At 66.4% G+C, this 20,572-nt stretch carries 24 protein-coding genes; 13 read left to right on the plus strand and 11 right to left on the minus strand.

Going from position 1 to position 20,572, the window contains the following annotated elements:
- The first annotated feature begins 33 nt into the window (after positions 1 to 33).
- On the plus strand, positions 34 to 219 hold the full coding sequence (locus SBA_RS01420) for a hypothetical protein (RefSeq protein WP_261935645.1): 186 nt from the start codon (positions 34 to 36) through the stop codon (positions 217 to 219).
- Complete coding sequence (locus tag SBA_RS01425; protein ID WP_261935646.1) at positions 216 to 587, plus strand: hypothetical protein; 372 nt, start codon at positions 216 to 218, stop codon at positions 585 to 587. Before SBA_RS01420 ends, SBA_RS01425 begins: the two co-directional genes overlap by 4 nt.
- Positions 588 to 608: 21 nt before the next feature.
- On the opposite strand, the gene SBA_RS01430 is transcribed toward SBA_RS01425, so the two are convergent.
- Together SBA_RS01430 and SBA_RS01435 are read right to left on the minus strand one after the other, a co-directional pair.
- Positions 609 to 1,583, minus strand: a complete 975-nt coding sequence (locus tag SBA_RS01430; protein ID WP_261935647.1) for a hypothetical protein — start codon at positions 1,581 to 1,583, stop codon at positions 609 to 611.
- A gap of 48 nt (positions 1,584 to 1,631) precedes the next feature.
- Positions 1,632 to 2,858, minus strand: a complete 1,227-nt coding sequence (locus SBA_RS01435; protein ID WP_261935648.1) for a TIGR04063 family PEP-CTERM/XrtA system glycosyltransferase — start codon at positions 2,856 to 2,858, stop codon at positions 1,632 to 1,634.
- Positions 2,859 to 2,963: 105 nt separating this feature from the next.
- Here SBA_RS01435 and SBA_RS01440 point away from each other — a divergent pair, with 105 nt between their 5' ends.
- The 3 genes from SBA_RS01440 to SBA_RS01450 are packed head-to-tail and all read left to right on the plus strand — an operon-like array spanning position 2,964 to position 5,177.
- Positions 2,964 to 3,101, plus strand: coding sequence for a hypothetical protein (locus SBA_RS01440; RefSeq protein ID WP_261935649.1), 138 nt, complete (start codon positions 2,964 to 2,966; stop codon positions 3,099 to 3,101).
- Complete coding sequence (locus SBA_RS01445) at positions 3,094 to 4,473, plus strand: DUF5935 domain-containing protein (protein ID WP_224547886.1); 1,380 nt, start codon at positions 3,094 to 3,096, stop codon at positions 4,471 to 4,473. Before SBA_RS01440 ends, SBA_RS01445 begins: the two co-directional genes overlap by 8 nt.
- The gene (locus SBA_RS01450) at positions 4,470 to 5,177 is read left to right on the plus strand and encodes a hypothetical protein (protein ID WP_261935650.1); all 708 of its coding nucleotides are present in this window, start codon (positions 4,470 to 4,472) and stop codon (positions 5,175 to 5,177) included. Before SBA_RS01445 ends, SBA_RS01450 begins: the two co-directional genes overlap by 4 nt.
- Here the strand turns inward: SBA_RS01450 and SBA_RS01455 are convergent.
- Positions 5,137 to 5,691 carry a type 1 glutamine amidotransferase domain-containing protein gene (locus SBA_RS01455; protein ID WP_224547884.1) on the minus strand — a complete coding sequence of 185 codons (555 nt, stop codon included), beginning with the start codon at positions 5,689 to 5,691 and terminating at the stop codon, positions 5,137 to 5,139. The two genes, SBA_RS01450 and SBA_RS01455, sit on opposite strands and share 41 nt — an antisense overlap.
- Before the next feature lie 116 nt (positions 5,692 to 5,807).
- On the opposite strand from SBA_RS01455, the gene SBA_RS01460 reads away from it, so the two are divergent.
- From SBA_RS01460 to SBA_RS01470, 3 genes are all read left to right on the plus strand, one after another.
- Positions 5,808 to 6,815, plus strand: a complete 1,008-nt coding sequence (locus tag SBA_RS01460) for a DNA topoisomerase IB (RefSeq protein WP_261935651.1) — start codon at positions 5,808 to 5,810, stop codon at positions 6,813 to 6,815.
- Positions 6,816 to 6,848: 33 nt separating this feature from the next.
- Positions 6,849 to 8,015: a mechanosensitive ion channel family protein gene (locus SBA_RS01465; protein ID WP_261935652.1), complete on the plus strand. Its 1,167-nt coding sequence runs from the start codon at positions 6,849 to 6,851 to the stop codon at positions 8,013 to 8,015.
- Positions 8,016 to 8,236: 221 nt separating this feature from the next.
- Complete coding sequence (locus SBA_RS01470; protein WP_261936653.1) at positions 8,237 to 8,626, plus strand: hypothetical protein; 390 nt, start codon at positions 8,237 to 8,239, stop codon at positions 8,624 to 8,626.
- Here the strand turns inward: SBA_RS01470 and dgcA are convergent.
- Positions 8,620 to 9,597, minus strand: coding sequence for an N-acetyl-D-Glu racemase DgcA (gene dgcA / locus SBA_RS01475; protein ID WP_261935653.1), 978 nt, complete (start codon positions 9,595 to 9,597; stop codon positions 8,620 to 8,622). The two genes, SBA_RS01470 and dgcA, sit on opposite strands and share 7 nt — an antisense overlap.
- A gap of 103 nt (positions 9,598 to 9,700) precedes the next feature.
- Here dgcA and SBA_RS01480 point away from each other — a divergent pair, with 103 nt between their 5' ends.
- Both SBA_RS01480 and SBA_RS01485 read left to right on the plus strand, forming a co-directional pair.
- Positions 9,701 to 10,993, plus strand: coding sequence for a class I SAM-dependent methyltransferase (locus SBA_RS01480; protein ID WP_261935654.1), 1,293 nt, complete (start codon positions 9,701 to 9,703; stop codon positions 10,991 to 10,993).
- Between the two features lie 111 nt (positions 10,994 to 11,104).
- Positions 11,105 to 12,892 (plus strand): ABC transporter transmembrane domain-containing protein, encoded by a 1,788-nt coding sequence (locus tag SBA_RS01485; RefSeq protein ID WP_261935655.1) that lies wholly within the window; start codon positions 11,105 to 11,107, stop codon positions 12,890 to 12,892.
- Positions 12,893 to 12,935: 43 nt separating this feature from the next.
- Here SBA_RS01485 and SBA_RS01490 read toward each other — a convergent pair whose 3' ends face one another.
- The 5 genes from SBA_RS01490 to SBA_RS01510 all read right to left on the minus strand — a co-directional run bounded on the left by SBA_RS01490 (position 12,936) and on the right by SBA_RS01510 (position 16,021).
- On the minus strand, positions 12,936 to 13,265 hold the full coding sequence (locus SBA_RS01490; RefSeq protein WP_224547875.1) for a PilZ domain-containing protein: 330 nt from the start codon (positions 13,263 to 13,265) through the stop codon (positions 12,936 to 12,938).
- A gap of 218 nt (positions 13,266 to 13,483) precedes the next feature.
- Entirely contained in the window at positions 13,484 to 13,906 is a 423-nt protein-coding gene (locus tag SBA_RS01495) for an ExbD/TolR family protein (RefSeq protein ID WP_224547874.1), read from the minus strand.
- 24 nt (positions 13,907 to 13,930) lie between these two features.
- Positions 13,931 to 14,419 (minus strand): ExbD/TolR family protein, encoded by a 489-nt coding sequence (locus tag SBA_RS01500; RefSeq protein WP_224547873.1) that lies wholly within the window; start codon positions 14,417 to 14,419, stop codon positions 13,931 to 13,933.
- Positions 14,420 to 14,530: 111 nt separating this feature from the next.
- Positions 14,531 to 15,286, minus strand: coding sequence for a MotA/TolQ/ExbB proton channel family protein (locus tag SBA_RS01505; RefSeq protein ID WP_261935656.1), 756 nt, complete (start codon positions 15,284 to 15,286; stop codon positions 14,531 to 14,533).
- Positions 15,287 to 15,358: 72 nt separating this feature from the next.
- Positions 15,359 to 16,021, minus strand: coding sequence for an energy transducer TonB (locus tag SBA_RS01510; protein ID WP_224547871.1), 663 nt, complete (start codon positions 16,019 to 16,021; stop codon positions 15,359 to 15,361).
- A gap of 254 nt (positions 16,022 to 16,275) precedes the next feature.
- Here SBA_RS01510 and SBA_RS01515 point away from each other — a divergent pair, with 254 nt between their 5' ends.
- Entirely contained in the window at positions 16,276 to 17,148 is an 873-nt protein-coding gene (locus SBA_RS01515; RefSeq protein WP_261935657.1) for a hypothetical protein, read from the plus strand.
- Positions 17,149 to 17,245: 97 nt separating this feature from the next.
- Positions 17,246 to 18,550 (plus strand): homoserine dehydrogenase, encoded by a 1,305-nt coding sequence (locus SBA_RS01520; protein ID WP_261935658.1) that lies wholly within the window; start codon positions 17,246 to 17,248, stop codon positions 18,548 to 18,550.
- Between the two features lie 7 nt (positions 18,551 to 18,557).
- Here SBA_RS01520 and SBA_RS01525 read toward each other — a convergent pair whose 3' ends face one another.
- Positions 18,558 to 19,013 (minus strand): hypothetical protein, encoded by a 456-nt coding sequence (locus SBA_RS01525; protein ID WP_261935659.1) that lies wholly within the window; start codon positions 19,011 to 19,013, stop codon positions 18,558 to 18,560.
- Positions 19,014 to 19,132: 119 nt separating this feature from the next.
- Between SBA_RS01525 and glpX the strand changes: the two genes are divergently transcribed.
- Entirely contained in the window at positions 19,133 to 20,116 is a 984-nt protein-coding gene (gene glpX, locus SBA_RS01530; RefSeq protein WP_224548042.1) for a class II fructose-bisphosphatase, read from the plus strand.
- Between the two features lie 51 nt (positions 20,117 to 20,167).
- Here the strand turns inward: glpX and SBA_RS01535 are convergent, their stop codons facing one another.
- Positions 20,168 to 20,545 carry a MerC domain-containing protein gene (locus SBA_RS01535; protein ID WP_224547867.1) on the minus strand — a complete coding sequence of 126 codons (378 nt, stop codon included), beginning with the start codon at positions 20,543 to 20,545 and terminating at the stop codon, positions 20,168 to 20,170.
- Positions 20,546 to 20,572 lie beyond the last annotated feature (27 nt).

Raw genomic sequence — 20,572 nt, forward strand, 5'->3', positions numbered from 1 at the left:
GGCGAGTCGCACTGAACGGGGAGAAGAAGGCCAATGTTGCTGCGTATGATCGAGCAATTTCTTCGCGAATTTCAGATGCCGCCGACCAGGTTCGGGCGCGAATGCGCGCGCGATCCGCGGCTGGTTTTCGACCTGCGCCTGGGTCGGGAACCCGGCGATCGCGTAAGAAGGCGAGTAGAACATTTCATGAACAGTTATCGCAGGAGCATCAGCCAATGACAAGCATGGATCATGGGTTCGGCGCGGCCAACCTCATCCGAAATAAAGCAATAGGAAATCGGCCCACGAACCCGCTGCCGTCTCTTCTGGCGCAGTTGCTCGTTCGGGCGGGTCAGCCCGCCATCGTCGAACGGGCGGTCAGCCGGCCCTGGGCCAGCGCCCTGTTCGAAGGGCAACGGCACAACGTGCGACTGCGCCTGAGCGGCGACGACTTCCCCGAACGCGGCACGGCCTTCATGACCGGCCTGGCCGACGTCGAATGGGTGCTGCCGGGTCATTTCGTTGCCGACATCAGCGTCGACGACGGCGATGCGGACATGGAGAGCGTCTGGCTGGAATTGTCCGCCCTGACGATCGAAGACTGGTAGACCTGTGCCGGGCGCGCGCTTTTAGCGTCGCCCGGTCATGGAGCGCAGTGCGCCGAGCGCGGCGCGCAGCGCTTCGTCGGCATCCTGCTCGACCGCCGCGCGCACCGGCACAGCCGATGCCACCGGCATGTCGGCAATCACGCGATCGCCCGCCGCAGCCGAAGACATTTTGCGCGACCGGTGCATTAGCCCCCGCTCCAACCGCTCGGTCAGCTCGCCGATCGACAGGCCATGGGTGGAAGGCATTGGCAACGGTGCGGACGGGATCGATTCAGCAGGCGGCGCCAAGAAGGAGGGCGTTGCGGGCGGCGTCCTGTCGATCGCGACCGGGGCTGAATCGATCCCGGCGACGGGTTCGTCAGCCAGATCATCCTCGATATCGCTTTCGACCAGGCTCGGCACGGCAAAAGGGCCGGCCGGACGCAGGAAGGCGGGCTGCGGCAGTTCCGCTTCGGACAGCGGCATGGGCGCACTGGGCATGGCCAACTTGCCGAGCGGCACGATCGTCTCGCGTTCCGGGTCGCGATGTGCGACCAGCGATCGCCGGCCGGCTTCGGCCCGCGGGAAGATATCGATGCCGTCAAAATCGCGGCTGGCGAAGATGGGCGGACGCGACGGGGCGTCGGGATGGGCGTCGGCACGACGCAGGATCGGCGCGTCCGGTTCGATGCCCGGCGCAGCACGGCCCCGCGCCAGCGCGGTCAGCTTGGAGAATGCGAAACCCATTTTATGTGCTCCCTGGACGCGAGGGGCGCGTCCTTTCCCATTATCTTGTTCCGGCCCACCGGCATCACGGCGCGCCAGGCCGATCAGGCCGAGCGCCATGATCCCGGCAAAACCCGCCATCAACAGCCGCGCCTTCAATCCCAGCGGCGGCGCCGCGGCGGGCAGCGCTTCGCTGAGGCCACTCGACGCCACGAGCATCTCGATCAGGCCCACCGGAATCCACAACACCAGCAGCGCGGTCGCCATGCCGGCCGATGCGGCGATCGCCATGCTCCGCCTGTTGATGACTCCCGCCGCCACCTTGTCTTCAACCCTTGCTCATGCGGCCGCACGTGTCCGGGACGGCCGCGCCAGCAGTCGCTGGTAAACGGGTTCATAACGCATAATGTTTGACGACCAGTTACGTTCGCGCTCGACGAAGGCGCGGGCCACGGCGCGGCGCGCATCCCATCCGTCGCGATTCGCAAACAGGCCCGCCAGCGCCGCGGCGATCGCCGCCGGATCGTCCGGCGCGAACAAGGTGCCGGTGACGCCGTCTTCGATCAGTTCGCGATGCCCGCCGACGCTCGACGCCGCGACCAGACGCCCTTGCGCCATCGCCTCCAGCGGCTTCAGCGGCGTCACCAGATCGGTCAGGCGCATCGCCTTGCGCGGGTAAGCCAATATGTCGACCTGCGCATAATAATGTTCGACCTGGTCGTGCGGCACCCGCCCGACGAAGACGATATGGTCGGCAAAGGGCGACGCCATCGCCTGGTCGCGCAGCGCCTGTTCGCGCGGACCGCCGCCGACCAGCAGCAGCTTGGCGCGGGGCCGGGCGCGCACGAGTCGCGGCATCGCGGCGATCAGGTCGTCCAGCCCCTCATAATCGTAGAAGCTGCCGATGAAGCCGACCACGTCGGCGCCTTCGAGGCCCAGCTTCGCGGTCAGCGCCGGGTCGCGATCGACCGGCGTGCCAAACTGGTCCATATCGACGCCATTGGGCGACACCACGATCTTGTCCGCATCCACGCCGCGCGCGATCAGGTCGCCGCGCAGCCCTTCGCAGATCACCGCAACGGCATCGGCCGCGCGCACCGCATGGGTTTCGAGCTGGCGCGTCAGCCAGTAGCGCGGATTGCCTTCGACCCCGGTGCCGTTGCCGACCGCCGCATCCTCCCAGAAGGCGCGGATTTCGTAGATCATCGGCAGGCCGTGGCGCTTGGCCACGCGCTGCGCCGCGATCGCGTTCAACACCGGCGAATGGGCGTGGATGACGTCCGGCCGCCAGGCCCGCACCAGCGCGTCGATCGCATCGGCATGGGCCGATATGTCGCGCCATTCGCGAATCAGCGGATTGCCGCTGGCCGGTTCGCCCGGCGTGCGATGGAAGGTCAGGCCGTCGACCACTTCCTCTTGAGCGCCCTGCGCCGCATGGCGATGGCCGGTGATGCCGCGCACCTCCCACCCCTTTGCCATTTGCGCGCGCAGAATCGCGCGGGTGCGAAATGTGTAGCCGCTATGGAGCGGCAGACTGTGGTCCAGGACGTGGAGAATACGAGTCATAGCCCAATCTGTTTGCCGAAAAAGGTTTAACGGCCCGTCAACTCTGCCTCGCTAGTGGGGACAAGTGCCGAACGGAATCACTCAGCCCCCTATGATCGACGCGCGATGATCGACGCCCTGTCCCTGCTTATCAGCCATGGCGTGATCCTGCTTGCGGCCTGGCGGCTGCTGCCGCGCGCCGATCTGGATCGCGACCCGCCCCCGCAGCTTCCTTCGGCGCCGGAGCCGCATACCGATGCGTGACCTCTTCTTCATCGCCTTTCTCGGCATCTTCGGCCTGATGGGCCTGCGCCGGCCGTTCCTGCTGGTCGCCGTCTATGCCTATATAGACATCGTCTCGCCCCAGCGCCTGTCCTATTTCCTGCTCAACACCATTCCCATCTCCGCCATGGCCTTTGCCGCCATGGTCGGGGCCTGGCTGGTCATGGACGACAAGAAGGATTGCCGATTCTCGGTGCGGCAGGGGCTGATGCTCGTGCTGGTCGCCTATTGCGGCTATACCACCATGACCGCCGATTTCCCGGTCGAAGCGCTGACCAAATGGAACTGGGTATGGAAGGCGATCATCGCCGGCATCTTCCTGCCGCTCGTCCTGCGCACCCGGCTGCGGATCGAGGCGTTGACGCTCTTCATGATTCTTTGCGCCAGCACCATCATCATCAATGGCGGCATGAAGACCGCGCTGTCGGGCGGCGGCTATGGCGTGCTCAACCTGATGGTCGAAAACAATAGCGGCCTCTATGAAGGCAGCATCATCAGTTGCGTCGCCATATCGCTGATGCCGCTGATCCTCTGGCTGTCCAACCATGGCACCATCTTCCCGCCGGACTGGCGCGTGAAGACCTTCTGCTACGCCCTGTGCCTCGCCTGCATGTTGATGCCGATCGGCACGGAGGCGCGCACGGGCCTCGTCTGCCTCGTCATCCTCTTCGGCATGATGCTGGTGCGGTCGAAGAAGAAGTTCGTCTATGGTCCGCTGCTGGCCGTGGCCGCGCTGGCGTCCATCCCCTTCCTGCCCGCCAGCTTCACCCAGCGGATGGAGACGATCGAGAATCACCAGGGCGACGAAAGCGCCGCCACCCGAGTCGCGGTGTGGATGTGGACGCTCGACTATGTGAAGACGCATCCGGGCGGCGGCGGCTTCGACAATTATCTCCAGAACAGCTTCACCTATTTCGCCCAGAGCACCGTCGTCGACAGCGGCGGCGCACGGATCGAGCGGCGCATCGTCACCGACAAGGGCCGCGCCTATCACAGCGCCTATTTCGAGATGCTGGGCGAACAGGGCTATTTCGGCTTCTTCATATGGGCGCTGATCCACGGCATCTGCTTCATCCGCACCGAATCGATCCGTCGCCTCTATCGCAAGCGCGCCAATGAACCGGACAAATACCCGGACGAAGCCTGGATCTCGCCCTTCGCGTCGGCCCTGCAACAGGGCCATGTCGTCTACATGATCGGATCGCTGTTCGTGGGCATCGCCTATCAACCCTTCATCTTCATGATGCTCGCGCTCCAGATCGGGCTCGACACCTATCTGACGCGGCTGCGCAAGGATGCGGCGAAGCAAGCGCTTGCGGCAACGCTCAACGCGCGGCGGGCGGTGACGGCATGACCGGGGAATTGCGCCTGCTGGGCCTGGCCCACGGCCTGCTGCTCGGCCTGTTGCTCGCCTGCCCGTGGCAAGCGCCGGGCCTGCTGCCCTGGGGCATCGACGCGCTGCTGCTGGTCGGCGGATTCCAGTTGCGGCTCGCCGATCGCCGCTTCGCCCTGCGCCCCGGCGCGCGGGAGTGGGTCAGCCATATCCTGATGGCGCCGCCCCGGCTGATCCGCTGGGGCGCCGCCGCGGTGGTCGCATTGATCGCCGGGCACGGCGATCTGGCAGTCGCCGTCCTGCTGGCCGCGCTCGCCTGCGAACTGCTGGCCTATCCGCTCACCACCCGGCTGCTCGGCCGGGCGCCTCTGGCGCCGGCGTTGGCGATCCTGACGCTGTTGGTCGCCGCGCTGGGCCTGCCCGGCCCGTCGACGCTGCATCTCGTCCTCAGCTTTCTGACCGGGGTCACCGCCGCCATGGCCTGGCTGCGCGGCCCGGATGGGGAACCGCGCGCGCTCGCGCTGGCGCTCGGCGGCATCGTCGCCGCCATCGTCGCGCCGCTGCTCTTCCCCGGTGCGCAGGCTTTCGCCGCCCCGACGCTTACCGTTTGCGCGGCATGGGCGCTGGCGCATCTGTCGGTCCTGCGCCGGCGCGTCATGCCCTGGCACCTCGGCGCCGCGCCGCTCAGGCTTCGACCGGCTGTCCTGCGCTCACCGCCGTCCTGAACGCCTCCACAAAAGCGGGAATATCGTCGGGATTGCGGCTGGTGATGATGTTCCCGTCGATCGCCACCTGCATGTCGACCACCTGCGCGCCGGCATTGGCCAGGTCGGTACGCAGCGAGGGCCAGGACGTCATCGTCCGGCCCGACGCCACGCCCGCCTCCACCAGCAGCCAGGGTCCGTGGCAGATCGCTGCGACCGGCTTGCCCGATTCGGCAAAGGCGCGGACGATCGCCACAGCCTTTTCGTTCATCCGCAGCGTATCGGGATTCGCCACCCCGCCCGGCAGGATCAGTCCGTCATATTCGGCGATCCGGACCGCCTCCAGCGTGATGTCCGGCGTGATCCTGTCGCCCTTTTCGGCATGCTTCATGCCCTGAATGGGTTTCGTACCGGGCGATGCGAGCACGACCTCCGCCCCGGCGTCGAGCAAAGCCTGACGCGGTTCGAACAGTTCGGACTGTTCGAACCCGTCGGTTGCAAGGATCAGGATTCGGCTTTCTTCGATGACGGGCATGATGCTCTCCTTGATGATATGGAGCCTAAACGGGCGCCCGCCGCGGAGGTTGCGGAACGAAGCGATGAACGGCGGGTTTTCGGGCTTCAAGGAACAGGATGGGGGAGAAGGATAAGATGGCCCATAGCTCCATCGTCCATGCGGACGACTCCATTCCCGGCATTACGCGACGCGCGCTCAAGCACGGATGGGCCTATTATGACGCCGACGGCACGCGCATCGCCGACCGCGACGAAATCGACCGGCTGAACGCGATCGCGCTGCCGCCGGCCTATGTCGACTGCTGGTACTGCCCCTCACCCTGGGGTCATGTCCAGGCGATCGGCTATGACGATCGCGGCCGCAAACAATATCGCTATCACCCGGACTTCCGCGCCGCGCGGGAGGCGGAGAAATATGCCGGCTGCCCCGATTTCGGCCGCTCCCTGCCCAAATTGCGCGAACGGCTGGAGGCCGACCTGTCGCGTCGCGGCCTGCGCAAGGACCGTACGCTGGCCGCCGTGATCCGCCTGCTCGACCTCGCCAAGCTGCGCGTCGGCAACGAACATTATGCCACCACCAACAAGAGCTTCGGCGCGACCACGCTGCGCCGCCGCCACATGGACCTTAGCGGCAAGTCGCTGACGCTGCGCTACCGCGCCAAGTCGGGCAAGGAGCAGTTGCTGACCGTCACCGACACCCGCCTGCTCCGCTTCGTGCGGCAGGTGCAGGATTTGCCCGGCCAGCATCTGTTCCAATATCTGGATGAGGATGGCGACGCCCGGCCGATCACGTCGGGCGACGTCAACGCCTATATCGCCGACGCCATGGGCGGCCCCTTCACCGCCAAGCATTTCCGCACCTGGGGCGCCTCCACCATCGCGTTCGAAACGCTGGCGGCGGGCCATGTCTCGCAGAAGGAGCTGCTCGCCCCGGTGGCGCAGGCGCTGGGCAACACGCCGGCGATCAGCCGCAAAAGCTACGTCCACCCCGCCCTGCTCGCATTGTGCAAGGACGGACAGGATGAATGGCGTGCGGGGCTTCGCTTGCCGCGCCGAACGCGCTATCTGTCGCGCGGGGAGCGCGGCCTGATTGCGTTTCTCGACGGGATCGCGGATTGCGCCCCGCTGGCAGCGGCGGCCTGATCCGCCGCGCCACCCTATTGCAGACGGAACAGCATGGCCGACAAGAAAGACCCCGCCCTCCCCGACCTCAGCGTCCATGCGCCGAACCTGCGCGAGATGTGGGATTCGACCATCGCCTGGTTCCAGGTCCACTATGTCCAGATCCTGATCGCCGTCGGCGCGGCCGTCCTCATCTATCTTGCCCTCGCCGCGCTGCGCGAACTGGGCAAGCGACACAAGGGCAGCCGCGGCGATCCGCTGGGCTATGCCAATGTGCTGGGCCGCGCCGCCGCGCGCACCACCCATTATTTCATGGTGCTGGTCGCGGCCCGGCTGGTCGTGGGCTATGCCGACGCGCCGGCTTCGCTGACGAAGACCGTCGCTTTCCTCTTCACCATCGCCACCGTGTTGCAGGCCGCGCTGTGGGCGCGGGAGATCATCCTGGGCCTTATCGAGCGCAAGACGCTGGCGGAGGATGGCGGCGGCGAAACGCTTGCCAACGCCATGGGCCTGATCCGCGTGCTGGTCAGCTTCGCGCTGTTCGCGATCGCGGCGATCGTGGTGCTGGACAATCTGGGCGTCAACGTCACCGGGCTGGTCGCGGGTCTGGGCATCGGCGGCATCGCCATTGGCCTCGCCGCGCAGGGCATCTTCTCCGACCTGTTCGCCGCGCTGTCGATCATCTTCGACAAGCCGTTTCGCCGCGGCGAGATCATCCAGTTCGACCAGACCACCGCGCGGGTCGAGCGGATCGGCCTCAAAAGCACACGCCTGCGCGCCATGTCGGGCGAGCGGAAGGTCGTGTCCAACGCCAATCTGCTGCAGAAGGAAATCACCAGCCTGCAAACGCTGACCCAGCGCCGCGTCACCTATGCCATCGGCATCATCTACCAGACCGAGGAAGCGAAGGCCGACGCGATTCCCGACATGTTGAAGGATATTGTCGAGGCGGAGGGGCTGATCTTCGTCAATGCAGGCATCGTCGCCTTCGGCGCCAGCAGCCTGGACTATCAGCTTAATTTCGACGTGCCCGATCCCGACCATCACGACTATTTCCAGATGCGCCACCGCATCGGCCTCGCCATCTGGAAACGCTTCAACGCGGAGGGAATCGAATTCGCCTATCCGACCCAGACCAGCATCACCGCCGGCCCCGACGGCAAGGCGATCATGCCCTATCCCGAGGTGCAGCCGGTGCGGACGGTCGGGGAGAAGGGGTGATCGACGCCTGATCGGAATCATCCTCACCCCCGGGCTTGACCCAGGGTGGGCGACATCGGGATAATCGCTGATCTATCCCCTCGGATGGGAAAACCATCCCCCTGTCACCGCAGGTGCGTCGATCCGACCATGGCACAGCGCCTTGCCGCAGGACCGACTCGCCTCGTCCCTTCGCCCCTTGCCGCCGCCAGACACCCGGCCTAGCCGCCCTGTCCATGACAATGTTGCGCCTCCCTCTCGTCGCCCTGGCGCTCGCCGCCGCCCTTCCTTCCACCGCTTATGCAGAAGGGCTGGGCGCAGAGGTCAATTATGGTCGCGCCGACGGCCATTGGGGCACGGAGATCGGTGCGGGCTATGCGCTGAACATGGCGGGATTCAGCCTGACGCCCGGCGCAGGCGTGTATGTGCGCGATGGCGACACGAAACTCTATGGCCGGGTCGAGGCCGCCTATACCATCCCGTTGTCCGCCACGATCGGTGCGGGCGCGCGCTTCAGCGGCGACAATATCCGCCCTTATGCGACGCTGGCGATGCCGCTCATCCCCAAGCTGCGGGCCAAGGCCAATGTCGGCCCCAAATATTATGCGGTCGGCCTGACGCTCGGTTACTGAGCGCCGCCCCATAGCGTGCCCGGCTGCAACAGCCCGTCGCGCAGCGCCAGGCCACCGTCCCGGTCATCCGCCAGCAACAGCGCGCCGTCCAGGTCGATCCAGTCCGCCCCCTGCGCCACCAGAGCGGCGGGGGCGATGCCGAGCGACGTGCCCAGCATACAGCCGACCATGATGCGAAAGCCGCGCGCCCGCGCTTCCTTCGCCAGCGCCAGCGCTTCGGTCAGCCCGCCGGCCTTGTCGAGCTTGATATTGACTGCGTCGAAATCGCCCAGCCGATCGAGATCGGCCCGCGTATGACAGCTTTCGTCGGCACATAGCGGCAGCGGGGCGCGTACGCCCGCCAGTCGCGCCTCCTGCCCGTGGATCACCGGCTGCTCGACCATTTCGACACCCAGCGCCGCCAGCGCCGCCGCCTCCGCCGCAATGTCCATGGCGTGCCAGCTTTCATTGGCATCGACGATCAGCCGGGCGTCGGGCGCGCCCGCTCGCACCGCCGCGATGCGCGCCCGGTCGCCCTCGCCGGTCAGCTTGCATTTGAGCAGTGCGAAACCCCGCGCCGCCGCGGCTCTTGCGTCCGCCTCCATCCGGTCCGGTTCCCCCAGGCTGATGGTGAAGGCGCTGGGCAAGGGCGCGGGCGATTCCAGCCCGGCCAGTTGCCACACCGGCAAGCCGGCCTGCTTCGCCTCCAGATCCCACAGGGCGCAGTCGAGCGCATTGCGCGCCGCGCCGCGCGGCATATGGGTCAGCAGCGCCGCCCGCTCCAGCGGCCCGGCATAGCCTTGTATCGCCGCGACGCAGCCTTCCGCGCTCTCGCCCTCATAATAGATGGCCGTCCCTTCGCCGCGCCCTTCGTGCGCCCCATCGCTCACGGTGCAGACGATGACGTCGACATGGGTCTTGGCCCCGCGGCTGATGACGAAGGCGCCCGCAACCGGCCACCGTTCGACTGTCGCGGAAATTATACGGGTCATCGGCGTTCCCTGCGTCATCCATGGACGATGTGTGACGCTGTCATATGCGCGAAACAGGATAGGCGGCATAGTCCGGCAGTTCGACAAGGAGCATGTTTTTACAGTGACATCCCGTGACCTCACCGGCCTCCTCGCGCTCACCGAAGCGCGCCATGCCGATAGCGACCTGCCGCGCCGCCTGTCGGACATGGCCTGGCGCATCGGTTTCGGCGCGATCGGCTGGCCCTGGCTGCTCGCCAGCCTGTCGGGCGGGCGCCCGGCGGACAAGCGCGCCCTGCTGGACGAACTGCAATTGCCGCACGACGCCCTGCCGCATCTGGGGAGCTGGAAGGCCGATGTCGGATTCCTGCGCCACATCGTGCGGGAGATCGCCCGGCTGCGCCCCGCCCATGTGGTGGAGCTGGGGGCGGGCGCGTCCTCCCTCATCGCCGCCCGCGCCCTGCAATTGCATGGCGGCGGCCGACTGCACAGTTTCGACCAGCATGGCGGCTTTGTCGATGCGACCCGGCAGTGGCTGGCCGACCACGCGCTCGACGTCGACATCCGCCACGCCCCGCTGACCCATGACAGTGCCGACTGGCCGGGCCGCTGGTATGCCATCGATGCCCTGCCCGACCAGATCGACCTCATCATCATCGACGGGCCGCCCTGGAGCGTTCACCCGCTCGTGCGCGGCGCGGCCGACAGCCTGTTCGCGCGCCTGTCCCCCGACAGCGTGGTCCTGCTGGACGACGCCGCCCGTCCCGGCGAGCGGCTGGTGGCGCGGCGCTGGCGGCAGCGCTGGCCGCATATCGATTTCCGCCTGGTGAAGGACGGGACCAAGGGCACGCTGGTCGGCCGCCGCCGCGACACCCGCCTGCCGGTCGCCAATGACAATGACGCCGGCCGTACCTTGCGCCATGTCGGACGCGCCGCCGCCATCGCCGCATTGCTCGCCAGCGGCTGGATCGCCCGCGGCGCACTGGGCGAATTTCCGCAAAGCGCGCAGGCCAGCACATTCCTGGACGAAGCGGCCGCCTCCCGCCGCGCCGGCCTCCTGCGCCAACGCATGGCATCCCAAGTCGAAAGTGCGACGTTCGACCCGCAGGAGATCGAACGGTCGACCGGCATCGTGCTGCCCGCCCTGCCCGCCGGATGGCGCGTGACCGACGTCCAGCTCTTTCCGACCGCGGACAGTCCGGCGATCGCCATGTCCCTGCGCACGCCGCAGGGGGAAGCCTTGTCCTTCTTTGCGGATCGCGCCGAAACGCCGGCTGAGGCGACGCCGCTGATCGCCCGGCAACAGGGCGACGTCGTCGCCTATTGGGAAGCCGGCGCCATGGCGTACGCCCTGACCAGCAAGGGCGACGCCCGCCGCGTCATGCAACTGGCGGGAGAGATCGCCCCCGGCGCCTGAACGGCCGATTGCGGCGGGGCGACGCTGCTGGCGCCCCGGTTTACGCGATTTCGCTTCGCTGGAGTCTTCAGATGTTCCATCTGACTTGAAATCGCTTTAAGCGCCGCATCCATGGAGGATGCCCCGCAACCCGCCGCCCGCGCCGATGCGCGACCCGCCCTTGGCAGCCTGACGATGCTGTGGGGGTTCGCCCGTCGCTATCCGGGCCGCATCGCCGGCGCGTTGCTGGCGCTGATCGTGTCGTCCGCGGCGACGCTGGGCATCCCCAGCGGGTTCCGGTTGGTGATCGACAAGGGGTTCATGGGCGGCGGCGACATCAGCCGCTGGTTCGCCTATCTGCTGATGATCGTCATCGTCCTGGCGATCGCCAGCGCGCTGCGCTTCTATTTCGTGTCCTGGCTGGGCGAGCGCGTCGTCGCCGACATCCGCAGCGCCACCCAGGCCAATCTGTTGCGCCAGGCGCCGCGCTTCTTCGAGGAAAATCGCCCCTCCGAAATCGCCTCCCGCATGACGGCGGACACGGCGATCGTCGAACAGGTGGTGGGATCGACCGTCTCGGTCGCGCTGCGCAACCTCGTCACCGGGATCGGCGGGCTGATCTACCTCTTCGCGCTGGCGCCCAAGCTGGCAGCGATGCTGTTGCTGGGCATTCCGGTCATCCTGCTGGTGCTGATCGGCCTTGGCCGCCGGGTACGCGGCCTGTCGCGCGCCAGCCAGGACCGGCTGGCCGACATCGGCAGCGTCACCAGCGAAGTGCTGGGCGCGATGAAGATCGTCCAGGCCTTCGGGCAGGAAGGGCGTGAAGCCGCCCGCTTCGACGCGACCGTGGCAAGCGGATTCGCCACCGCGCGGCGGCGGATCGGCCTGCGCGCGGTGATGACCGCGGTGGTGATCGCACTCGTCTTCGGATCGATCACGGCGGTGATGTGGCAGGGCGCGCTCGATGTCGCCGCCGGTCGCCTGTCGGGCGGCAGCATCGCCGCGTTCGTCCTGACCGGCGGCCTGGTCGCCGGCGCGTTCGGATCGCTGTCCGAAAGCTGGGGTGACCTGTTGCGCGGCGCGGGCGCGGCCAGCCGCCTGCATGAACTGATGACGGCCGAGCCGGACATCGTGCCGCCAACCCATCCCGTCCCGCTGCCTGCCGGCGATCATGGCGCGCATCTTCGCTTTGAGGATGTGCATTTCCACTATCCCACCCGGCCCGATCAGGCCGCACTCCATGGCGTCTCCTTTGCTGTCGCGCCGGGCGAGACGGTCGCCGTCGTCGGCCCCTCCGGCGCGGGCAAATCGACCCTCATCCAGCTCGCCTTGCGCTTCTACGATCCAGGGTCGGGCGTCATCCGCCTGAACGGCGTCGCCCTGCCTGATGCCGATCCCGCCGCATTGCGCGCCATGATGGCGATCGTGCCGCAGGACAGCGTGATCTTTGCCGCATCGGCCCGCGACAATCTGCGCTACGGCCGCTGGGACGCAACCGACGAACAGATTTGGGAAGCCGCCCGCGCCGCCAATGCCGAAGCCTTCCTGCGCGCCCTGCCGCAGGGCTTGGACAGCCAGATGGGCGAGGGCGGGGCGCGCCTGTCAGGCGGCCAGCGCCAGCGGCTGTCGATCGCCCGCGCGCTGCTGCGCGATGCGCCGATCCTGCTGCTGGACGAGGCCACTTCTGCGCTCGACGCCGAATCCGAACGGCTGGTGCAGGATGCGCTTGGCCGGCTGATGCGCGCGCGCACGACGATCGTCATCGCCCATCGACTGGCGACGGTACGCGCCGCGGATCGCATTCTGGTGATGGACGAAGGGCGTATCGTCGAACAGGGCGATCATGCCGCGCTGGTGGCCCGGGACGGCCTGTACGCCCGCCTCGCCAGTCTCCAGTTCCAGGATGCGCCAGCCGCCTGATATCCGTCTGGCGCTCAGATGGCGCCAGGCGATGCGTCGCGCGTCAGTATGAGCCACCCGTCTCGTTCAGGCGAACGATATGGTCGAGTATCGCGGGATGCAGCGGCCGTTCGAAGGTGCAGCCCGATTCGGGACCGCGGGTCCACAGAACGCGGGCGCGGCGCCCTTCGAAGCCCGGCAACATGATCCACAGATCGCTGCCGATCGTCAGCTTCATGAAGCTCTGCAGGCGAAATCCGGTAACGGACATGTCCGTGATCCGGCTGGTGAACCAGGTTTCACCCGGTCGCCGGACCTTGACCCCGATCTGGACGTGGCGACGCTCGGCCGCCCGGCCCTTGCGGTCATATTCTGATTTCCGTTCCGCACTCATGATCGATACCGCGCTGCTTCGGCCGCATTATCGGCGGTCGAGGTAAGCAAAAGATTAAATCGGCCGGCGTGGCGGTTCCGTCCTCATTCCCGACGCACAAAAAAGGGCCGCCCGAGGGCGACCCTTTTGTCTCTGTCATCTTCCATCGCATGATCCAGCAAACCCCACCCGCCAACCGGGAAGTCCTGTGCGGGATAAGGGCCGCTGGCAGTCAGCGATCAGAAGTTGCCATATTGCTCGTTGCCGACGAAGCCCAGCTTCGTCACGCCCGCACGCTTGATCTCCGCCAACACTTGGTCGACGACGACATAGCGGGTGGCGGCGTTGGGCTGGAACTGCAGTTCCGGCTCGACGGGCAGGCGCAGCGACTGCTGCAGATACTGACGCAAGGTCAGCAGGTCGATCGGCGAACCGTTCCAGGTGATGATCCCGGCCGGGTCGATGGCGACCTTGTTCTTGACCGGGTCGATCACGCTGTCAGTCGGCGGCGCGTTCTGCGGCAGATCGATCTTAACCGCGTGGGTCTGGATCGGGATGGTGATGATGAACATGATGAGGAGAACGAGCATGACGTCGATCAACGGCGTCGTGTTCATTTCCATCATCGGCTCGCCATCATCGGAGCCCATGCTCATAGCCATAGCGAAATCTCCTTAATCAGCCGATCAGAGGCGGGTCGTCGACGTGCCGGGTTCCGGCTCGGAGATGAAGCCCACCTTCGGGAAACCGGCGCGCTGCATCGTATAGATGGTCCCGCCGATGCAACGATAGGGGGTGTTGATGTCGCCGCGAATATGCACTTCGGGCAGATCCTCGGGCGTCATGTTTTCGACACCGCCTGCCTTCTTGATGTCCGCCTCAAGCTTGGCGACGGCACGATCCAGCAGTTCACTGGAGTTGACCGGGGCCATGCCCCAGAACACCGCACAGCTGCCATCCGTGGCCGTCGTGACCGAAAGGGACACATTTTCCGGCTTCGTCGTGGTCGGCTCGAACGCAACCTTGGGAAGTTGCAGATCGACCGTCTGGACGACGACCGGGACCGCGATGAGAAAGATGATGAGCAACACCAGCATGACGTCGACGAGCGGCGTCGTGTTGATGTCGGACAAGGGCTTGTCGTCACCGCCGCCGGGGCCAACACTCATTGCCATTGATACTATCCTAACCTTGGTGTCGATGGCGCCCCGTCAGGCGGGGCCCACGTCCGGCGGGACCGGGCGGTCGCAGCCGCCACCCGGTCCCATACCGGAGTCTTAAGGCAATCAGGCCTTGGTCGGCGCAGCAGCCGGCTTGGCGACCGAAGCAGCCGGAGCGGCGGCAATGGTCGGCTTCACGGCGCCGTCCGAAACCAGATAGGCGAGCAGATCGACGGTGAAACCGTTGAGCTGTTCGGCGATCGACTTGTTGCGGCGCTGCAGGAAGTTGTAGGCGAGCACCGCGGGAACGGCCACGGCCAGACCCAGGGCGGTCATGATCAGCGCTTCACCGACCGGGCCGGCGACGGCGTCGATCGAGGCCTGACCGGCGGCGCCGATCTTGATCAGCGCGCGGTAGATACCGATAACCGTACCGAACAGACCGATGAACGGCGAGGTCGAACCGACGGTTGCGAGGAAGGCGAGACCGCCGCCGAGCGACGAGTTGATCGCGGCTTCCGAGCGGGCCAGCGAACCGTGCAGCCAGTCATGTGCTTCGACCGGGTCCTTCAGCTTGCTATGCTCTTCCTGCGCCTTGATGCCGTCGTCGACGATCTGCTTATAGGCCGAGTTCTTTTCCAGCTTGGCCGACGCTTCCTTGAGCGAACCGGCGCGCCAGAAGGTCGCACGAACCTTCTTGCCCTGGTTGATCACCTTCTGCTGTTCGATCAGCTTGGTGAAGAGGACGTAGAAAGTACCGACCGACATGGCGCACAGGATCAGGAACACGGTCCAGGCGATCGTGCCGCCCTGTTCCAGAGCTTCCATCAGGCCATAGGGGTTTTCCGGCTTGGGAGCCGCAGCTGCGAGATACATCAACATGTTCAAGACTTCCCTCTCAATGAGATCAAGCTAGGGCCAGGCGGCGCCGAGCGCACGCCTGCCCGATCAGGATTATTCCGGCAGACGCCAGGTGATACGCCCGTTGTAGGTGTCGGGCATTTCCGCGCCATCAGACCCCTTGGCCGGCTTGAAGCGCGCACGCTTCGGCAGCAGGCGGCAGGTCGCCTCGTCGAGATCGGCATGGCCGGTCGAAGAGGTGATGGTGCAGTTGGTCACCCGACCATCGGCGCCGATTTCCAGCCGGAAACCGGCCGTACCCGAACGTTCTTCGCGCTGGGCGCGGCTCGGATAGTCGGCATCGCTGAGCCAGCTGCCCGGAGCGCCACGCGGCGAAGCGCGCGTTGCGGCCTGAGGCGGTGGCGGCGGTGCAGCCGGAGGCGGCGGCGGCGCGGCGACCGGAACCGGATTGAACACCGGAGGGGGCGTCCGAACGGTCTGGATCGGCGGCGCAGGCGCCGGGGTCTGCACAATCGGCGGAGGCGCGACGACCGGCGGCGGCTCGACCGGCTGGTCTGGCGGCGGCGGCGGCGGCTCCTCGTCCGGTGGTGGCGGTTCCTCCTTCACGTCGATCACGTTCAGCTGTTCTGCCGCCTTTTTGACATATTTCATGCCAAGACCGGTGACGAAGGCATAGCCAAGAACAGCGTGAATCAGGGCGACGATGACGATCGAGACAGTCCGACTCGATCCTTGCGAGTGGTCAGCATAGGCCATTCGGCAACGACACTCCTTAACTCATCTTACCAGTGGTTTATACAAAATCAGCCAAAAACGACCCAAGCCGACCGAGCTACCCCAATCGCCTTTGGCCCCTGCCCGTTCATTTGCTACCGCGCAAACTCCTATCGCGACGCATCGTGGCACGCAAACGCTTTATCGATTTGTTCATTTGCGGTTACCATTTCATATCGGAATGACTTGCCTGTGACATCCTTGCCACGGGCCAAAAACATAGGACGAAGCTGACGATGAAATCCGCCACCCGCCTGCGCCACCTGGGATTGTTGTGCCTCATTTCCGCCGCATCTCCCGCGGTTTTTCCGGCCTTTGCCCAAAGCGGCAGGATGGTAACGCAACCATCTGGCGCCCGCCCCGGCCTGTCCTATGCCGACATTGTGGACCTGGCGGACAAAGCGCCGCTAGTGGCCAATGTGCGTATTCGCAACATCATCGCGTTGAAGGCGGAACAGGCCGGAACGGTCCCCGCAGGCCATAAAAGACTGTTTATCGAGGCCGACGTGACGGGGCTGATTCGCGGTGAAGCGGGAATCGCACCCCTTGTTACCTATCTCTATGATGCGCCGCTCGACGCGCGGGGCAAAATAGCCAAGCTCAAAAAGGCGCAGGTCATCCTCTTCGCGCGGCCCGGCGGGCGACCCGGCGACATCCAGCTGATCGCGCCCGACGCGCAAATTCCGGCCACCCCTGCAGAGGTGAACCGGGTCAAGGCGATATTGTCGGAACTGGTCGCCCCCAACACGCCGCCCCGCATCCTGGACCTGGGCGACGCTTTCCACGTCGCCGGCACGGTTGCGGGCGAAGGCGAGACGCAGATTTTCCTGCGTACCGAAAATGGCGATCCGGTGTCGCTGTCGATCCTGCGTCGTCCGGGCCAGGCGCCGCACTGGGCGGTGGCGCTGGGCGAGATCATGGACGAAGCCGCCCGTGCGCCGGAGCCGGGCAGCCTGCTCTGGTATCGGCTGGCCTGTACATTGCCCGCGACCCTCCCCTCTCGCGCCGTCCGCACCCTGTCGATGCAGGACGCCGAAGCCGCACGCGCCGACTATGGCGTGGTGATCGCCGCGCTCGGTCCCTGTGGACGGACGCGCGCCACCTCCTGATTCGGAGGGCGCGCGACGGCCGCCCGCTTTTCCTTGGACAGTTTCGCGCGGGCGGCTATCAGCGCGGCGTTCATCACGGAAGGGAAGATACGCCGCCATGACCAATCTGCACCGCCATGCCCCGCTGCGCGTCGCGCTTGTCGGCCTCGGCACGGTGGGCGGCGGGGTGATTCGGCTGCTGGAGACCAATGGCGACCTGATCGCCCGCCGCGCCGGCTGCCCGATCCAGATCGTCGCCATCTCCGCGCGCGACCGGAACAAGGATCGCGGCGTCGACCTGTCACCCTATGAATGGGTGGACGACATGACGACGCTGGCCACGCGCGACGATGTCGATGTCGTGGTCGAACTGATCGGCGGCGCGGACGGCCCCGCCCTGACGCTGGCGCGCCAGTGCCTGACCCTGGGCAAGCCCTTCGTCACCGCCAACAAGGCGATGCTGGCGCATCATGGCCTCGACCTCGCCCGGCTGGCCGAGCAGGGCGGCATCGCGCTCAAATATGAAGCTGCGGTCGCGGGCGGCATCCCGGTCATCAAGGGGATGCGAGAAGGCGCGGCCGCCAATGAGATCAGCCGCGTCTACGGCATCCTCAACGGCACCTGCAATTATATCCTGACCACCATGGAGAAGGAAGGCCGGGGCTTCGACGAGGTGCTGAAGGAAGCGCAGGATCTGGGCTATGCCGAAGCCGATCCCAGCTTCGACATCGACGGCGTCGACGCCGCGCACAAGCTGACCATCCTCGCCAGCCTCGCCTTCGGCACCGAACTGGATTTCGACGCGGTCGCGACCACCGGCATCCGCCATGTCATCGCCGCCGACATCGCCGAAGCCGCCGCGCTGGGCTTCCGCATCCGCCTGGTCGGCATGGCGCAGAACGGGCCGGACGGCCTGTTCCAGCGGGTCCATCCGATGCTGGTGCCGCTCGATCATCCGCTCGCCCATGTCGACGGTTCGCTGAACGCCGTGGTCGCAGAGGGCAATTTCGTCGGTCGCCTTTTCTTTCAGGGGCGCGGCGCAGGCGACGGGCCGACCGCGTCGGCCGTGGTCGCCGACCTGATCGACGTCGCGCGCGACGAATATGGCGATGCCTTCGCCATGCCGGTCGCCGCCCTGACGCCGCAAAATACGGCGGACGTCGGCGCGCGCATCGGCCGCAGCTATCTGCGCTTCAAGGTACAGGACCGCCCCGGCGTGCTGGCCGAAATCGCAGCAGCCACCCGCGACGCGGGCGTATCGATCGAAAGCATGATCCAGCGCGGCGCCAACCAGGCCGACGGCGTGCTGGTCGCGATCGTCACCCATGCCGGTGAGGAGCGCTGCGTGCGCGACACGCTGGAGCGGCTGGCGGGGTCCGACAGCCTGCTGGGCACGCCGATGGTCATGCACATACTGGACTGATGCCGCCTTAATCCCGCCCGGCGCCCTTGATGCGTTCGGGCGGCGGCGGCGACAGGTCGGCATCGGGATCGACGATCGCTTGCACGCCCCTGGCCAGCGCGCCGATCATCTGGAACACCGGCAAGCCGCCGGTGCAGCCCGTTCCCTGGCCGCCGGCCACACCGCAACTGCCCTGCCGCACGGCGACGGCCGATGCCCGCGGCGCCTCCCCACGCAACGGGGCGCCGCCATCGTCGTTGGAGCGCGGCAGGGGCAGCCGCTCGCGCGCATTGCGTTCCGCCCGCGTCCCGCACACCACGATAGCATCGCCGCTGCGATCGCAGGGACGGACGACCCGCGTCTTGTCCCGATAGGCGGCCATCACCGCATCCTCTCCCGCATCCTGCGCATGGACAGGCGATGCCATCGCCAGCGGAGCGAGAAGAATAAGCCGCTTCATCATGCCAGAAAAGCAGCCAATCATGGCCGTATCATGTCGCGGCGAATCGTTGCGAAATGAGCCATGCGGTCCGCCTTCCTCGCTCGACAAGAACGGGCCGGACGCCTATCGGATCGATCCATAAGAACAGGCAGAGGAAAATGATGGTGCAGGCAAGCTCGACTCTGGATCGCGTCCTGGTGCTCGAAATGGTCCGCGTCACCGAAGCGGCGGCGATCGCCGCATCGAAGCTGATCGGCCGCGGCGACGAAAAAGCGGCCGACGCCGCCGCCGTGGAAGCGATGCGCCTCGCCTTCAACGACCTTTATATGGACGGCACCGTCGTCATCGGCGAAGGCGAGCGGGATGAAGCGCCTATGCTCTATATCGGCGAGAAGGTCGGCAACGCCATCGGCACCGGGCCGCGGATCGACATTGCGCTCGATCCGCTCGAAGGGACCACTATCACCGCCAAGGCCGGGCCCAATGCGCTGGCCGTGCTGGCCATCTCCGAAGAGGGCGGCCTGCTCAACGCGCCCGACGTCTATATGGAGAAGCTCGCGATCGGCCCCGGCTATCCCGACGGCACGATCGACCTCAAACGATCGGTGCGGGAGAATGTCGAATCGGTCGCCCGGGCCAAGGGCGTCGATCCGCACGAAATCATCGTCTGCGTGCTCGACCGGCCCCGCCATGAGAAGCTGATCGGCGAACTGCGCGCGATCGGCTGCGGCATCATGCTGATTCCCGATGGCGACGTCGCCGGGGTCATCGCCACCACCGACCCGGAAACCACGATCGACATCTATATGGGATCGGGCGGCGCGCCTGAAGGGGTGCTCGCCTGCGCCGCGCTGCGCTGCGTCGGCGGCCAGTTCAAAGGCAAGCTGCTGTTCCGCAACGAGGACGAGAAGGGACGCGCCCGTAAATGGGGCATCACCGATCTCGACAAGATCTACGACCTCAACGAACTGGCGAAGGGCGACTGCATCTTCGCCGCGACCGGCGTGACCGACGGCTCGCTGCTCGACGGGGTCAAGCGCCTGCCCGGCGGCAAGCTGACCACCGAGAGCGTGGTGATGCGCGCCAGCACCGGCACCGTGCGCTGGGTGAAGGGCGAACATCGCTTCGACAGCAAGAGCCGCTGACCGCAAAAGGGAGCCGGCTAGGCTCCCTCACATGATCGCTTGCGGTCGGCCCTAGCGGCCGGCGCGATGATTGAGATCGTGGCCCAGCGCCAGGATGCCGACGCCGATCAGCGTGTAGACGCCTTCCTGCAGGCCGTGATCCATGGTGAGCGCACCCGCCATCACCCCCAGCCCCAGCGATCCGATCGCCGCGGGCATCATATAACCATGGACCAGCGCGCCATGGCCGAGCGCCACCGCGCCCAGCAAAATCGCCAGCACCAGCCCGGCCTCGTGGAATATGGGGCTTTCGAAGATTCCGCCCGCCGACGCCAGCAGGCCCAATATCACCGCCGTGGCGAAGCAATGGGCGACGCACAAGCCCGACAGCGCGATCGCGATGCGATCGATCCGGCCACTCATCAGGGCATGGCGCAAGGTCAACTTCATGGTTGCGAGTATTTAGGCCAAGCGACC

Origin of the sequence: Sphingomonas bisphenolicum (assembly GCF_024349785.1) — a bacterium.
Taxonomy (GTDB): Bacteria; Pseudomonadota; Alphaproteobacteria; order Sphingomonadales; family Sphingomonadaceae; genus Sphingobium; species Sphingobium bisphenolicum.